The organism is Enterococcus sp. DIV0840, assembly GCF_050527835.1.
Lineage (GTDB): Bacteria > Bacillota > Bacilli > Lactobacillales > Enterococcaceae > Enterococcus_L > Enterococcus_L ureasiticus.
This window is the reverse complement of record NZ_CP172876.1, coordinates 3,209,628-3,225,442: the sequence shown is the minus strand read 5'-3', so window position 1 is coordinate 3,225,442 and position 15,815 is coordinate 3,209,628. Positions and strand designations below refer to the sequence as shown.

17 protein-coding genes are annotated in these 15,815 nt (G+C 34.9%); 9 read left to right on the top strand and 8 right to left on the bottom strand.

What is annotated here, in order from left to right:
• Positions 1–508: 508 nt before the first annotated feature.
• Positions 509–1,270, bottom strand: coding sequence for a GNAT family N-acetyltransferase (locus tag IGL98_RS15450; protein WP_206913116.1), 762 nt, complete (start codon positions 1,268–1,270; stop codon positions 509–511).
• A 626-nt stretch (positions 1,271–1,896) separates the two neighbouring features.
• On the opposite strand from IGL98_RS15450, the gene IGL98_RS15445 reads away from it, so the two are divergent.
• The gene (locus IGL98_RS15445; protein ID WP_206847110.1) at positions 1,897–2,409 is read left to right on the top strand and encodes an HdeD family acid-resistance protein; all 513 of its coding nucleotides are present in this window, start codon (positions 1,897–1,899) and stop codon (positions 2,407–2,409) included.
• A 133-nt stretch (positions 2,410–2,542) separates the two neighbouring features.
• The gene (locus IGL98_RS15440) at positions 2,543–3,052 is read left to right on the top strand and encodes a DinB family protein (protein WP_206913119.1); all 510 of its coding nucleotides are present in this window, start codon (positions 2,543–2,545) and stop codon (positions 3,050–3,052) included.
• Between the two features lie 83 nt (positions 3,053–3,135).
• Here the strand turns inward: IGL98_RS15440 and IGL98_RS15435 are convergent, their stop codons facing one another.
• A complete protein-coding gene (locus IGL98_RS15435) occupies positions 3,136–4,140 on the bottom strand; it encodes a LacI family DNA-binding transcriptional regulator (RefSeq protein ID WP_206847108.1) in 1,005 nt (334 codons plus the stop codon).
• Between the two features lie 212 nt (positions 4,141–4,352).
• Here IGL98_RS15435 and rpe point away from each other — a divergent pair, with 212 nt between their 5' ends.
• The 5 genes from rpe (at position 4,353) to IGL98_RS15410 (ending at position 8,832) form a co-directional block, all read left to right on the top strand.
• The gene (gene rpe, locus IGL98_RS15430; RefSeq protein ID WP_206847107.1) at positions 4,353–5,000 is read left to right on the top strand and encodes a ribulose-phosphate 3-epimerase; all 648 of its coding nucleotides are present in this window, start codon (positions 4,353–4,355) and stop codon (positions 4,998–5,000) included.
• 55 nt (positions 5,001–5,055) lie between these two features.
• A complete protein-coding gene (gene rpiB / locus IGL98_RS15425) occupies positions 5,056–5,493 on the top strand; it encodes a ribose 5-phosphate isomerase B (protein ID WP_206847106.1) in 438 nt (145 codons plus the stop codon).
• Positions 5,494–5,619: 126 nt separating this feature from the next.
• Positions 5,620–6,546: a sugar phosphate isomerase/epimerase family protein gene (locus IGL98_RS15420; protein WP_206913122.1), complete on the top strand. Its 927-nt coding sequence runs from the start codon at positions 5,620–5,622 to the stop codon at positions 6,544–6,546.
• Between the two features lie 52 nt (positions 6,547–6,598).
• On the top strand, positions 6,599–7,972 hold the full coding sequence (locus tag IGL98_RS15415) for a PTS transporter subunit EIIC (protein ID WP_206913124.1): 1,374 nt from the start codon (positions 6,599–6,601) through the stop codon (positions 7,970–7,972).
• A gap of 122 nt (positions 7,973–8,094) precedes the next feature.
• Positions 8,095–8,832, top strand: a complete 738-nt coding sequence (locus IGL98_RS15410) for a DeoR/GlpR family DNA-binding transcription regulator (RefSeq protein WP_206847102.1) — start codon at positions 8,095–8,097, stop codon at positions 8,830–8,832.
• A 90-nt stretch (positions 8,833–8,922) separates the two neighbouring features.
• On the opposite strand, the gene IGL98_RS15405 is transcribed toward IGL98_RS15410, so the two are convergent.
• Genes IGL98_RS15405 through IGL98_RS15395 form a run of 3 tightly spaced genes read right to left on the bottom strand, consistent with a single transcriptional unit; the run spans position 8,923 to position 10,963 of the window.
• Entirely contained in the window at positions 8,923–9,693 is a 771-nt protein-coding gene (locus IGL98_RS15405) for an ABC transporter permease (RefSeq protein WP_069647178.1), read from the bottom strand.
• Positions 9,686–10,621 (bottom strand): ABC transporter ATP-binding protein, encoded by a 936-nt coding sequence (locus tag IGL98_RS15400; RefSeq protein ID WP_206913126.1) that lies wholly within the window; start codon positions 10,619–10,621, stop codon positions 9,686–9,688. Before IGL98_RS15400 ends, IGL98_RS15405 begins: the two co-directional genes overlap by 8 nt.
• A 15-nt stretch (positions 10,622–10,636) precedes the next feature.
• A complete protein-coding gene (locus tag IGL98_RS15395; protein ID WP_206847098.1) occupies positions 10,637–10,963 on the bottom strand; it encodes an ArsR/SmtB family transcription factor in 327 nt (108 codons plus the stop codon).
• 239 nt (positions 10,964–11,202) lie between these two features.
• Between IGL98_RS15395 and truA the strand changes: the two genes are divergently transcribed.
• A complete protein-coding gene (gene truA, locus IGL98_RS15390) occupies positions 11,203–11,946 on the top strand; it encodes a tRNA pseudouridine(38-40) synthase TruA (protein WP_206847097.1) in 744 nt (247 codons plus the stop codon).
• An 88-nt stretch (positions 11,947–12,034) separates the two neighbouring features.
• Here the strand turns inward: truA and IGL98_RS15385 are convergent, their stop codons facing one another.
• Both IGL98_RS15385 and IGL98_RS15380 read right to left on the bottom strand, forming a co-directional pair.
• Positions 12,035–12,943, bottom strand: a complete 909-nt coding sequence (locus tag IGL98_RS15385) for an ROK family protein (protein ID WP_206847096.1) — start codon at positions 12,941–12,943, stop codon at positions 12,035–12,037.
• A 43-nt stretch (positions 12,944–12,986) separates the two neighbouring features.
• Positions 12,987–13,859, bottom strand: coding sequence for an alpha/beta hydrolase (locus IGL98_RS15380; RefSeq protein ID WP_206913128.1), 873 nt, complete (start codon positions 13,857–13,859; stop codon positions 12,987–12,989).
• Between the two features lie 254 nt (positions 13,860–14,113).
• Here IGL98_RS15380 and IGL98_RS15375 point away from each other — a divergent pair, with 254 nt between their 5' ends.
• Positions 14,114–14,791: a DUF998 domain-containing protein gene (locus tag IGL98_RS15375; RefSeq protein WP_206913130.1), complete on the top strand. Its 678-nt coding sequence runs from the start codon at positions 14,114–14,116 to the stop codon at positions 14,789–14,791.
• Between the two features lie 118 nt (positions 14,792–14,909).
• Here IGL98_RS15375 and IGL98_RS15370 read toward each other — a convergent pair whose 3' ends face one another.
• Positions 14,910–15,776, bottom strand: coding sequence for a LysR family transcriptional regulator (locus IGL98_RS15370; RefSeq protein WP_206913132.1), 867 nt, complete (start codon positions 15,774–15,776; stop codon positions 14,910–14,912).
• Positions 15,777–15,815: the final 39 nt, after the last annotated feature.

Below are 15,815 nucleotides of genomic sequence, written 5' to 3'. Positions count from 1 at the left end.
AGATTGTTGAATTAATAGGAAGAAAATTCAACAAAGTAAAGTAATTAAAATGATATCAGTATATGATACGTTCTGATATCTTTTTTTGTATCAAAAAATGAAACAATGGCAAGAAGTTCATTTTCTAACAGCGTAAATAGTGAAGGGGCCGCAACACCTAAAACATCGGTTTGTAGATTGAATGATTTTTTCTGAATTGAATTTTTGAATTATAAAAAGTGATCTTGTGCCTATGCAACGAGATCACTCTTTTTGTTTAGCTATATGTGTAAATGATCAGGACCAGAGGTAAGCAAAAAGTTGTTTTGACAAAGCAAAAGGGATCTAGAAATTCTACGAGCTTATTTCTGTTATAAACATTTAATTTCTATTTTCTTAACATAAACCATATGATGCTAAGTTAAATTATTTAAACTAAATAGCTTCTAGTTCTTCCTAAATCAGAAAAATTGTTCTTCAAATAATATCGTTGTGCTCTAAAATTAGAATCTGCTGTATCAGTATGAAGCTAGGTACAATTTTTTTGATAGAGATATTTACAAAGTAATTTCATAGATTGACTGCCATATCCTTTATTTTGAAACTCATCTGCTAGAAAAATCCGTCGAAGATATACACGTTTTCCATCAGGAAGATAGAAAATATTACATTTGCCAATGGGCTCGGTCTCTAAGAGAAATGTAATGTTATCTGTACATTCATTGAGGTTACAATCGTGTTTTAATATTAATTTATTTTTTGTTACAAACTCATTTTGTAGAATTTTTCTGTAATATACGTTTTCATGTTCAATTTTAAAGCCATTATTCAAAAGTAAATTTTCTATACAGTCAAAATTTTTAGATAACTTTCCGTGTGATGAAGTAAAACTCATTCCTAATGCATGAAAAAAGGCATAATATTGAGAAAAATTATTTTGCTTAAAATAATTCAATGCTTCATTAATCAACTTTTGACCAATAGTTTCTTTTCTTTCTGAAAAATAAATTTGGCGAATAACAGCAATTGGTTTTAAAAAATCTTTCTCACCATTTTCGTCATAACCATAACTAGATAAGCCAAATTGTATAAAACCTTCAATTTGCTCATCCTCTCGAGCAACTACCGTAAACAACTCTTTAAATTTTTGTTTTCCTTCAAAATCAGTATCTTCAAAACAAGATTTCTTCCAAGTTTGTTTAGTTGTTAAATGAAAATAAGGTGCCAATTCTGCCAAATTGTTTATATAATAATCGAATAAATTTTTTTTGTCGTTTGTTAGTTTTATCATTTATTTCCTCCATATTTTTTTAGAATGAAATATAAGATACTCTATTCATTGGAAAGCTCCTTTCTTAAAATTATTAAAACAATTGTACCATATTTAATTAACTTCTTGCTTAACAAAATCTAGAATTAATAGAAGTTAACACTATTAATACCGTAAAGATGAACTTAATGTATTCAGCCCAAAAACAACTATATATAGCTTCTTTGTCAATGAATGTTGCTGAAGAAAATCTGAAGAATTGGATCAATTAGTTTGCTTTCTACAGGAAAATTCCTCCGTGATTTTTGGGCAAATCCAATCAGCGAAGAATGTATTTTTTATTCGATACGTACAAGATGGTGAGGGATCTATTTTTGGCATTTCAAGAAGGGAATAAAATTAGACTACCTATAAATCTTCGAATTTGATCACTATCCCTTATTAGAAGAACAGCCTTTTTTTCAGAGAAAGCTAAACAAAAATTGGGAGTATTTCGAAAGTAATTTAAAAGGTTGAAGGTCTCGTTCATATTTTGTTTCGTTTCATACGACAACATATGAAAATATAAACACCAAGGTATCTTTTATACTACGTTTACCACGTTGATACACATCAACTGAAATTAAAATAACGGAGGAATAAAAGTTATGACAACAGAAAGAAAATTTAGGGCCAAGTATTTTATCATCGGACTATTATTTACAGGAATTTCTATCATCGCATTTCAAAATCCCGCAGATGATATAGCTGCATTGGTCCTATTCGCTTCAATTTTGACCATAGGGAAAGGACTATTTGGCTTATTTGCCCGTAATCAAAATACGGAAATAAAAAACAAATCTGCTCACATGCTGATTAGTATCATCGATCTTCTTATCGGAATCTTCTTTTTATTCCATCTCGCACTAGGTATGGCTGTTTCACCATTTGTTTTCGCAATTTGGTTTATCTGTGATTCAGTAGGACATTTAGCAAATAAAGACGTTGCAAAACAAATCAGCGAAAGCTACTATTGGTTTTCACTTGTTATCAATATTTTAGGAATCATTATTGGTATTATGCTATTCTTTAACCCATTAGTTTCAGCTTTGACATTAGCTTTTTTAGTTGGTTTTTACCTTTTGTTAGCAGGAATCAATTATTTAATTGCTGCATTTTAAAGAGAGAACAGGCTGATTGAAACAGTAAAGTTTGGAAAATTTGATGTTACATAACCACTGTAGTAAAGTGTTTAGTAGATACCTAGTATATGACAGGCTGTTTCTATCTCAAACACAAAAGGAGAGATCTACGATGAAAGTTACACAATTTTCTTTGGATACTTTAAAACGAGCGCAGGAACGTTTTGAAGAGACACTTGATCAAATGAAGGTAGACGAAGCAAATACTATGCCGGCACCCTTGATCAAATCAGTTACTTGGCTGATTTGGCACACCGCTCGAGAACTTGATTATCAAATTTCAGAACTTAACAATACAAAACCACTATGGCTGGAGTCTGGTTGGAGTACTAAATTTGCTCTGGATTTGCCAGATGATACGCAAGATTGGTGTCATACGCCTGAACAAGCAGCTAAAGTCATAGTAAAAGATAAAGAATTATTACGTGATTATTTAACAGCTAGCGTTGATTTTACGAATACCTATTTAGAAACGCTTGATGAAGCTACTCTTAGTGATGTGATAGATACAAACTGGACACCAGTTGTTACACGTCAGGATCGATTAGTTTCTGCTATTGATGATGCAGTGATGCATTCGGGGCAAGCTGTTTATACAAGAAGATTGGTTATTGGGAAATAGTATCTATGCTAAAAATAAAAAAGAGAAACGGTATTCTAAGTAAAGGTACTTAGATACCGTTTCTCTTTTTTTAGACCTCAGCATTACTTACTAGATTCTCTTAAAACCAACGAAACAGGCACAACGATTTGTCTTCCTAATGCCCCTTTTTTATTAATCAACTCTAGCAATGTTTCCACTGCATGATTGGCAATTAAATCCGTATTTTGTTTCACCGATGACAGGGTAGGAGTGGTGTATTTCCCCGATGGAGTATCATCAAAGCCAATCAATTTTATTTTTTGTGGTACCGCAATATGATTTTTTTTCAAGCGAAGCATTAATTCTAAAGCAATTAAATCATTGATTGAAAAAATACCATCTGTCTCCGGATTTTTTTTGAGAAAATTCAGGAGATCATGCTCAAAATCTTCACTTTCAATATCAATAGAAAGTAAATGCTGTTTTGGATTGAAGGAGATACTATTTTTCTTTAAAGCATCTTTAAATCCTTTCAACCGTTCTTTGGCACTGGTCGATTTTTGATTATGCATCGCAATAACAGGATGTTGACAGCCTTCGCGAATCAATTCTTCTGCACTTTCAAACGCTCCTTGATAATGATTGGAGGAGATAAAAACAGTGTCTTCCTTCTTTTTCGGCTCCCGATCGATACAGATATAAGGGATTTTCTTTTCAGCACTAGATGAATCAAATTGAAACGCCTCAGCACCTGAGATAACGATCAACCCATCCACACCTTTTCCTTCTAAAATACGTAAATAAGCCAGCTCTTTTTCTGAACTTCTAGAAGTATTGCAGATGATGGTTGAATAGCCCTTAGCAAATAAAATTTCTTCCAATTGTTGAACTACATCAGAAAAGAAATAGTTACTGATATCCGGCACCAATATGCCAATTGTGAATGATTTATTCATTCGTAAGTTTTTAGCACTGTAATTCATTTTGTAGCCTGTTTCTTCAATGACCTTCAGCACTTTTTTTCTTGTTTCTTCAGAAAAGCGCCCATTATCATTGATGACTCTAGAAACAGTTGCCACGGAAACACCAGCTATTTCAGCGATGTCTTTGATCGAATAGTTTTTCATAGATAGTTTCCTCATGAGTAATCGTTCTCTTTTTTGTTTGATATTTACTAGTATTTTCGCATAAAAAACAACTGAATACAAATTTTTAAGGTAAATTATGGTTGACAGTTCAAAATATTGGTGATATATTGTCCGTAAATAAAGGTAAACGATTACTCAATTATTTTTTTCGGGGTTTGGGTAATCGATATCTCAAGAAGGAGGGAATCGATATGACTAAATTATTATGCCCATCCATGATGTGTGCTGATTTTTCTAATCTAAAAAAGGCTACACAAGAGCTTGATCAAGCTGGAATCGATATTTTTCATATTGATTTTATGGATGGTCGTTTTGTGCCGAACTTTGGCATGGGGCTACAAGATTTTGAATTAGTCCGTTCTGTTACGGATAAACTAGTCGATGTTCATTTAATGATTCAAGAACCAAGTAAGTATGTGGAGAAATTTGCAGATCTTGGGGCAGATATTATCTATATTCATCCAGAAGCAGATCAACAGCCAGCCCGAACATTGGATATGATTCGGCAAAAAGGAAAAAAAGCAGGAATTGCAATTAATCCAGGTACATCAGTTGAAATGATTCAAGGGTTGCTGCCATTAGTAGATTATGTGATGGTAATGACGGTCAATCCGGGATTTGCGGGTCAAAAATATTTGGAGTATACAGATCCAAAGATAGAAAAGTTAGTAGCATTATCAAAAGAGTATAAGTTTGAAGTGATGGTCGATGGGGCGATTTCTCCAGAGAAAGTTGAGCAACTGAGCAAAGTAGGTGTAACGGGCTTCGTATTAGGAACATCGGCTTTATTTGGAAAAACAGGCACATACAAAGAAATACTTATGAAATTAAGAGTCTAAGACAATCTGTCGATCGGATCTATTCTGGCATTTTAAAAATAGGAGGAATCATTTTATGAAATTAGCAATTGGCAGCGATCATGTTGGCTTTGAGTTAAAACCAATCATTATCGACTATATAACAGAGTTAGGACATGAGATCGAAGATTTTGGCGCAGACTCATCAGAGCGAACGGATTATCCTCAATATGGTAAGAAAGTAGCAGAAGAGGTCGCTTCAGGAAATTTTGATGGAGGAATTTTGATTTGCGGAACAGGAGTGGGTATCTCGATTTCTGCTAATAAAGTAAAGGGAATCCGAGCGGTGGTTTGTAGTGAACCTTATTCAGCTAAGCTTTCTAAAGAACATAATAATACCAATATCTTGGCATTTGGTTCTCGCGTTGTTGGTAGTGAACTGGCTAAAATGATTGTAAAAGAATGGCTGGATGCAACATTTGAGGGTGGAAGACACGCTAAAAGAGTAGAGATGATTCGTCAGATGGAGAATTAATCGGGTCGAATTTTAGTTATTTTTGAATATTTTTGGATAAAAATGGAATAAAATGAAAAATAATGGTTGATAATGAAAAAAAGAGATGCTATTATGGGGGTGTAGAAAAGAAGGGGAGGAACAAAAATGAAGTTAGCAACAAGAATCAATTCATTTTTACCCAAGTTCAATAATGATGTAGAAGAAGTCTTACAAGAATTTAGTCGTCTGGGGCTTACTCATGTGGACTTTAATTATCCAGAACATGTGGAAAATATTTCAGCTGAAAAGATGAAAGAGGTTTTACAAAAAAACAAGTTACAAGCAAATGGTGTGGCACTACGTTTCAGAAGTGAATTCATCAATGGAGAATTAGGAAATGCTGATCAGAATATTTCAAAAAACGCAGTACAATTATGCAAAGAAGCATGCGATTATTGTCGTGACGTAGGCGGAGAAGTAGTTACGATCTGGTTAGGTTTTGATGGTTTTGATTACTCATTTCAAATCGACTATGAAAAAGTTTGGAACCAGATCAAGGCGTGTATGATCGAAATCACAGATTATGCGCCAGATCTTAAAATCAGTATTGAGTATAAACCTTTCCAACCAAGAGCGTATGCTTTTCTAGATAGTTTTGGGGTAGCATTATCGATGGTTCATGAAGTGGGTCGCGATAATCTAGGAATTACCTTAGACTATTGCCATATGTTAATGAAACATGAAAATCCAGCTTATGGGGCAAGTATTTTAGGCAGTCGGAAAAAGTTGTTTGGGGTTCATTTAAATGATGGTTATGGGCTAAATGATGATGGATTAATGATCGGTACAAGTACGTTGATCAAGACAATCGAATTTATCTACTATACAAAGTTACACAATTACGAGCATGCATTTTATTTTGATACATTCCCGATCATTGAGGATCCTGTAGAGGAGTGCGAAAGAAATATCAACATGATCAAAAAGATCGACTCAATAATCGATCGATTAGGGATGGACTATATTGCAGATGTGATTAAACAAAATAGTGCAGTGAAAGTCAGTGATTTAGTATTAGAAATCTTAGTCTAAGATTTCTAATACTGTATTTCAACAATAAAAAGAATAAGGGGAGTGGATGACTATGGATTTCAAATTAGCAGCAAAAGAAATTTTAGAAAATGTTGGCGGTCCTGATAATGTGGCGAATATGACCCATTGTGCGACACGATTGAGATTAACTCTGAAAGATCCTTCTAAGGCAAATGATGTGGCCGTGAAAGAAATCGATGGTGTGGTCAATATTGTCAATAAAGCAGGACAATATCAAATCTTGATTGGTACAGAGGTTCCGAAATTATATGATGAATTTGAAGCATTAGTTACCGGTGAAGATGGAAATGTTCAAGTGAATAATAGTGGAGAACACTCTGGCAACATTATCAGCAATATCTTTTCAGCGATTTCAGCTATTTTTGCGCCATTATTACCTGCATTAGCTGGTTCAGGGATTTTACGAGGGTTACTGATTTTAGCCGTACAAACGGGTCTTTTATCAGAAACTAGTGGAACATACAGTATTTTAAATGTTGCCTCAATGAGTGTCTTTTATTTTTTACCAGTATTGTTAGCGTTTACTTCTGCTAGAAGATTTGGAGCGAGTCCTTATCTATCTGCTTTGATCGGTGCAGCTTTATTAAATCCAGAATTTATTGCCTTGATGGGAGATACTGGGAATGGCGCAACGACTAGCTTTTTGAAAATACCTGTAGTTTTGATGAATTATAATTCGACGGTTGTTCCAATTATTCTTTCGATCTGGGCTTTTTCTTATCTTTATAAGTTTTTAGATAGAAAAGTTCCTGAGACATTGAAATTGGTTGTAGTTCCTTTAGTTTCTTTAGCAGTGATGATTCCGTTGACCATTATTGTGATTGGTCCGATCGGTGTTTATAGTGGGGAAGCTGTTGCGCAAGTTGTAAATTGGTTGATCGAACGTAGCAGTATTTTGACAGGAATATTGATTGGTGGCGGTTGGAGTGTTCTGGTAAGTTTAGGGATTCACTGGGCAGTTAATCCAATCATGATCAATAATGTTTCGACTTATGGCTTTGATTATATTGTCCCGTTTACCTTTGCTTGTAACTTCGCCGTTATTGGTACGACGATCGGTGTGTATTTTAAAGCAAGAAATAAAAAATTGCGTAGTTTTGCAGTAACTGGTTTAGTAACAATCGCTCTTTCAGCAATTATTGAACCGACTCTATTTGGATTATTGGTAAAAAATAAAAAATTATTTTTAGCACAAATCATTGGTGGAGCTTTAGGTGGTGCGTATTTAGGACTGATGAAAGTCGTGACGAATGCCTTTGTTTTTGGTAGTGTGACAACTTTTCCAGCTTTTGTGACAGATAATGCCTCCAACTTTATTCAAGCAATGATCGGGCTAGCTATATCACTCGCTACGTCAGCCATTTTAGCGTATATGTTTACAGATAAAGAAGAAACATTATCTTAAAAACTAAAAATAACTTCTTTCAAATTCGTTGATTTCGTTACTATTTATCCAGATTTATGGTATTTTAAGAATGGGTATTCTTCTTGAACGTATTAGTAATGAAAAGATGAAAGGAGTTTCTTATGATTCCATACATTCGACAAGAGAAAATTATTGAGATTCTAGAAAGTAGAGAGTTGATCAGAATCGAGGAATTACAAAAGTTAATACCGGAAGTATCGATTTCTACTCTTAGACGTGATTTAAAAGAATTAGAAGGTTTAAATAAGGTCCAGACTTTGTCAGGAGGAGCTGTTAAGATTTCTTCAAGTGTGTCAGAGCTTCCGATGTCAATGAAAGCTAGTTTGCAAACCAAAGAAAAACTCTATATAGCGGAGCTAGCTGCCCGTGAAGTTATTGATGGAGAAACAGTTTACTTAGATTCAGGTTCAACATGTACGGTATTGTTAAAGGAACTACTTAAAAAGAAGATACGAATCATTACTACCAATACAGATGTTCTTAGATTGACAGGTGAATTTGAGGCGGAAATCACGATTTTAGGTGGAACGTATGATCCGACAATTTCATCACTAAGCGGTCCGCTAGCTGAAGCGAACATAAAAAAATATGTTTTTGATAAGGCATTTCTAGGTGCAAATGGTATTGATTTAAAATTCGGTGTAACAACGCCTAACTTAGTTGAAGCAATCAAAAAAAAGACTGTAATAGAACATGCCAAAAAAGCATTTTTATTATGTGATAGTTCTAAATTTCATAAGACATCTGCAGTGAAATCTTTTGATTTAAATGAAGTTGTTTTGATTACGGATAAGTTCGATTCAGATTTAAGCAAAGAAATGACAATCATTTCTAAATAAAGAGATAAATAATGAAGCACGTCTATATTTTTTTATAGATGTGCTTCATTATATTCCAATATTATTCAAAAATACGCATATCAATCAGAATCAACTTCTCAAGCCGCGTCCTCTATCAATCAGATACCAGCAAACAGTATAAAGTACTGCGATAAAAAGTATCAGAATAATCATAGACAGCATGATCGGCACATCGATCGTACCAAGAAAACCATATCTAAATCCTGAAATCATATATACGATCGGATTGATTTTTGAAATAGCTTGCCAGATCGGCGGCAACATTGAAATCGCATAAAATACTCCGCCAAGATAAGTTAATGGCTGTAAAACGAACGTCGGTACAATTGATACATCGTCAAAAGATTGTGCAAAAATCCCGTTTAGCAAACCTGCCAATGAAAATAAAATAGCAGTCATAAGAAGGGTAATAATAACAATGGACCATGAGAAAACGTGAAGTGGTACAAAAAATAAAGAAATAATAGTGACTAATGTGCCGACTAGAACACTTCTACCAAGTCCTCCAATGACAAATCCCCAGATAATGATATGTGTAGGCACTGGGGCAACTAGTAACTCTTCAATATTCTTTTGGAATTTTTGTGAAAAGAACGAGGAAGAGACATTAGCATAAGAACTAGTGATGACCGACATCATGATTAGTCCAGGCACGATAAATTCCATATAGGAGAATCCGTCCATTTGACCGATTCGTCCACCAATCAGGTTTCCGAATATCACAAAATATAATGATGTGGTAATAACAGGTGGTACCAAGGTTTGAACCCAAATCCGCAAATAGCGGTTAGTTTCTTTTACTGCAAGGCTTCTTAAGGCCGTGAAATATAGCTTAAACATTTTTTCCCCCCACTTGACGTTTTTCTTCAGTAATTTTTAGGAACAGTTCTTCTAATCGATTCGATTTGTTACGAAGGGAAAGAACTTTAATCCCTTGTTTAGTGAGCTGGTCAAATAATTCGTTGATTCCTTGATCACGTTCAACTTCGACAACAAGTGTCCGCTCATCTTCAAAACTATGTGTATACCCTATAATTTCAGGTTTCTTATCAAAATCCTCTAAATCAAAAATAAATGTTTCAAACTGTAGTTTAGCTAGAAGAGTTTTCATGCTGGTATTTTCAATCAGTTCCCCTGACTGAATGATCCCAATATTGCGGCAGAGCATTTCTGCTTCTTCAAGATAATGGGTTGTTAGGATGATCGTTGTTCCGTTTTCGTTCAACTCTCTCAAAAAATCCCACATTTCCCGTCTTAATTCAATATCCACACCGGCTGTAGGTTCATCTAAGATGAGCAGTTTTGGCTCGTGCATCAAGGCGCGGGCAATCATTAACCTGCGTTTCATCCCACCGGAAAGCATCCGTGCACGTACATTGCGTTTCTCCCATAGATTGGATTGCTTTAAGTATTTTTCACTCCGTTTTAAGGCTTCTTTTCTTGAAACGCCATAGTATCCAGCTTGGTTGATAACGATTTGTTCAACTGTTTCAAATGGATTAAAGTTGAATTCTTGTGGAACTAATCCAATTTGTTGTTTTGCGAGAACTAAATCTTTATCAAGATCGTAGCCAAAAACATTTACTTTTCCTGATGTTTTGTTGACAAGGGAGGTGATGATACCAATTGTCGTTGATTTTCCAGCACCATTGGGGCCTAATAAGGCATAAAAATCGCCTTCTTCTACGATTAAATTGATTCCTTTTAAAGCCTCAACGCCCGTTGCGTATACTTTTTTTAAGTCTGTTATCTCAAGTGCATAAGTCATTTACTAACGATCTCCTTAGTTGGTCTGATTTATTGGTTTATCCTTATTTTGGCAAAGGCAATCTGTACTGCTATCCGAAAGTAATTGCGCCATGGAGTCCATGAATTCTCTTACGAACTCTTCTTTTAACGTGTAGTAGTGCCATTGCTTTTGCTTATTGACCGAAACGATCCCTGCTGTTTCCAATACTTTCATATGATGAGAAAGAGTTGGCTGAGTAAAGTCAAAGTGCTTTAAAACATCGCATGCACACATACTGCTGAAAGAAAGAAGATCAATTATTTTCATTCTATTTGGATCAGCCATAGCTTTTAGGACCAATGATAATCTTTCGTAATTCATGCGTACCCCTCCTTTATATAGATGGTTGCCTATGTTTAATATAGATCAGTATCAATGTTGTGTCAATAGAACGTCTAAAAAAAAGGAAGGTTTGCAAAAGGATTTTTAAAATGCTTCATCCTAGAGTATACTAGAAAGGATAAAACGATATAAATTTAATTGAAACACCTGTCTAAGCGGGATGTTTTCAACAGAGCTATCAATGAACGCACATAAATGTGTTATACGAGGAGAATGATATGAGAAATATTAAACTAACAATTGAGTATGAAGGAACCAGATACTCAGGATGGCAACGATTGGGTGACTCAGATAAAACGATTCAAGGGAAAATTGAAAATATCTTAACACAAATGACGCGTTCAAAAATTGAAATCATTGGTTCTGGCCGAACGGATGCTGGCACACATGCAAGAGGCCAGATTGCTAATTTCAAAACGGATAGTAAAATGGACTTATCAGAGATGATCGAATTTCTAAATCGTTATCTTCCACAAGATATCGTTGTAAAAAAAGCAGAAGAAGTACCGGAAAGATTTCATGCTCGATATAATGCCAAAGGGAAAAAATATAGTTATTATATCTGGAACGATCTGATTCCTTCGGCCTTTGAGCGCAATTATAGTTTCCATTATTCTGAAAAACTTGATTTTGAGTTAATGAATGAGGCTTGTCGTAAACTGACGGGAACCCATGATTTTATTGGTTTTTCTTCTCTTAAAAAGACGAAAAAATCTACTACTCGGACAATCAATGAAATATCGATTCAAAAAGAGGGGAACCTTATCCATTTTACTTTTGTTGGAGATGGTTTCTTGCATAAAATGATTAGGATCCTTATGGGAACACTCTTAGAAATCGGCTCTGGAACAATGAAATTAGAAGCTATCGATGAAGTATTTGAACGTAAAATCAGAAGTGATGCTGGAATGACTGTGCCAGCACAAGGATTGTTTTTAGATGAGGTTTATTATCGAGACTAAGAGTAGAAGATTAGTAATAATTTCCGTTTGATAGTTGAATAACCTGAGGCATAACTTACAGAGTTATACCTCAGGTTATTTAGTTTTTTTATTCAATATTTGTATCATCAAGCTCAACAAATAATTGATATAAAGCTCCTAATAAATTAGAAGAATTACGGAAGGCACAAGCTTCAATAGCAAGTGGTACAAATGTTTGTCCCAGCATTGTTTCTTCTTGTCTAATATTGGAATATTGTATTTGAATCATTTCAATTAACTGATCTTGCGCACTGATTCCACCGCCAATCACGATTTTTTCTAGATCCAATAAGACTTGCATATCAATCAAAAGAATCGCAATATCACGGCAGTAATTTTCAAATAAAGCAGTCAAATCGACTGATGATCGTTCAGATATTGTTCTAAAAACAGCTTCATGATCGTCTTTTGAAACGTTTAGAAGAGTTGTAGCTTCGTTCATGAATTTTACAGCTGAGCCATAAAAACCAAAAATTTGTGGTTGTTTTGGGTTCGGAGATTGACGAATCAGAAAGCTTAGTTCGCCAGCTTGGAAATTAGGACCTTGATGCAAATGATTATCCAAAATCAACCCACCACCGATGCCAGTTCCTAAAACAACTGCAGCCCCGTTTTCAATACCTTTAAGATTACCGATCCACCACTCAGCTAAAGCTGCTGCTTTTCCATCATTTATCACGGCAAAGGGTAAATCAGTAAGGCTAGCAATCCAATCTTTCATCGGAAAATCATAGAGAAATAATAAGGCACCACCTGTGTGGATGTAGCCTTTACTTGAATCGACTCTCCCAGGACAGCTCATGGCGATCCCTTTGACGTGCCCTTTTTGCGTGTTTAATTCTGAAATGATCATTTCTTTGAACGTTTCCAAAGTTTTTGGGGTTGGTTGCCGCCATGTTTGGATAAAGTTGCCAGCCCGATCAATCAAGCCGAATTTGATGTACGTTCCACCAATATCAATACTTAAATAGTCCATCTTTCAATCCTCCCGATTACCTAAAAATAGCATTTATTACATCTTAAAGAAAACGTTTGAAAAAGGCAATCTCTTCATCATTGCACTTTTTAGCAATATCAGTTTTTTGATTGAGGTGAAAAACATGACCAAGATCAGAATTATCTGAATTGCTGTAAAGATGATACTCGGATTCAATTCCTTTTTCTTTCAACAAATCTGCTAACGGCTGAGCAATATCTTTTAGAAAATCTTGAGTTGCGGTCGCAACAAAAGCTGGTGGGAACTCAGCAGTGATGTAATTTTCAACCGGAAATTGATTTTTAAGCGTCGGCGTCACTGTTTCGCCAAAATAAAATGGGAAGTCTTGATTGATAGCACCGCTTTGACCAATAAAATAGGCACCGCAATTCATAGCAACGGCTTTAAAATGGACTGTCGCAAGCTTAAACGGAAATGTCTGCGCATAAGTCAAATTACTGATCATCGTGGCATATTGTTCCACTAGTTGACCGCCAGCGCTGTCACCGATTAAAAATAGTTGATCTAGATCAACATGATATTCCTTCCCGTGTTTAATCAACCAATTCATCAAAGCATTCGTATCTTCTAAGGGGGCTGGATATTGATGCTCTGGGGCTAAACGGTAATTGAAGTTTACCACAGTAACTCCTTGCGTTGCTAAATACATCGTATAAAAACGATAAAGCTCTTTGTCTCCATAAAAGAACCCGCCACCATGAATATTGATGATCGTTGGAAGACACTTGTCGGTACCTTTGGGATAATAGATGTCAAATGTATTTTCAATGCCATAAGGTCCGTAAGACAAATCCTTGAATATTTCCAGAGTATCTGGTTCGGTCAAACCGGCATCACGTTTTTCATCATTTTCACGCATTTGAATCCGCATTGTCGGGATATCGATAGTTGCCATAGTTGTTGCCTCCTAATGAAGTATATTCATATTTTTATCGCTACTTGTATTATAAATGCAAGCGGTTACTATTGGAAGTGGAAAAAGGTTATTATTTAAAAAGGATACATTATCGTAAAATCTACTTAATCAGCAAAGTTTTTTGAAGTATCTACCCTCTCTTATTCTACAGAATTATGATTAGGAAATTATCGTGTAATTGCGTATAATTGGAATGACAGAACTACCGGAAGCATTATTTTAGGAGGCTCAAAATGAATGTTCTTAAAAAATATGGATATTATTTTCTGTTGTTAGGTGCAATAAGCGATTTTTTAACACCTTACATTCTAGGTATTTTTTATCCGAAAATGAATCAAATGACGATGGTGATCAGCGTATTCGGTGATGTAGACAGTCCAGTCAGGCAAGCATTTTTGATTTGGTCTGTAGTATCCGGATTATTATTCGTTTTGGCAATTCCAGTTTTATATCAAACATTTAGCACTACTTCGCAAAAATTGGCTACCTTACTGGCATTAGTGATTGGATTTTATGGTGTGGGAGATTGTATTTTCACTGGACTCTTCAGCATCAATACAGAACAAGCAAACTGGAATTTATCTACTTGGATCCATAATATTGGCTCGGGTTTAGGGTATGCAGGATTTTTTCTTTTCCCGCTGTTTTTGTATTTTCTTTATCAAAAGCAAGAGAAAGCAACCTATAGCAGACTGTATTTGATTTTATTTCTGATCAGTATTTTTTTTGCAGGGATATATGGTTTGGCGCGGATTCCCGCAATCAACCAGCTGCCTGTATTGAATCAACTTGGTTTTTGTCAGCGAGTAAGTTTCATATTTAATTATTTACCGATAATGATATTTGCCGTAGATCAAATCAAAAACTTGGAGAAAGTTAAGAGTTCAAATAGAAAAAATTTCCGCTCTTAAAACTTGATAGGATCATCGTTTTGGAGTAAATCAAAAAATGGATGTTAGTTGGATTGTAGAGAAAAAAAGAGCTTCATTCGTGAATTTGATCGAATGAAGTTCTTTTTGATTCTCTATTTTAAACCGATTTAAGTAGTTTTAATAGTTCATTAGAAGCATTAGAAAATACCTGATTTTTTTTCCATACAATATTGATAGTAGCCGTTAATGACGGTGAAAAAGGGATAAAGGTTAAGTTGGTTTCGGTAGTATTAATAATTCCATCGATGCAAAGAGCACTTGCTACATTCTGTTTTACTAATAAAGAAGCATTGTACAACAAATTATAAGTTCCGATCACATTGAAATTATCAATATTTCCACCAAGCCATTCTGCTAGTTGATTGTCGACGAGTGATTGACTTGAGATCAATAACGGAGTATGTTGAATATCTTTTGGTGTAACGGTTTTTAGTGAGTGTAACGGGCTGGTATCATTCACTAATATTCCCCAGAGATCAGCTAGCGGCAGGCGTAAATACTCATATTTTTGCTTTTCCACAGGATCAAGCACTAAACCAAAATCTAATAACCCTTTATCAATCTTCCCAAGTACATCATCAGCATTACCACTATATAGGTGAACTTTAATATCAGGATGTTTGCTCCTTAATTCGTGTAAATGAGCAGCAAAGAATTCAAAAGCTTGTGTTTCTCCGCCACCTATTGAGATTTCTCCACTGATCATTTCGTCTTTTATTAAGTTAGTTGTTGTTGTTTCAACTAAAGCAAGAATTTCTTTCCCTCTATTTTCTAAATAAATACCAGCTTCAGTTAAGGTGATAAATCGATTTCCACGTTCAAATAAACGTATTCCTAATTCTTCTTCTAACTCTTTTAACTGTTTTGAAAGAGTTGGTTGTGAAATATGAAGTACCTCTGCGGCTTTACTGATTGTTTTTTCCCTAGCTACTGTTAAAAAGTAGTTTATGATACGAAGGTCCATACGATTTCTCCTTGTATATTATATTTAAGGTTTTAATCT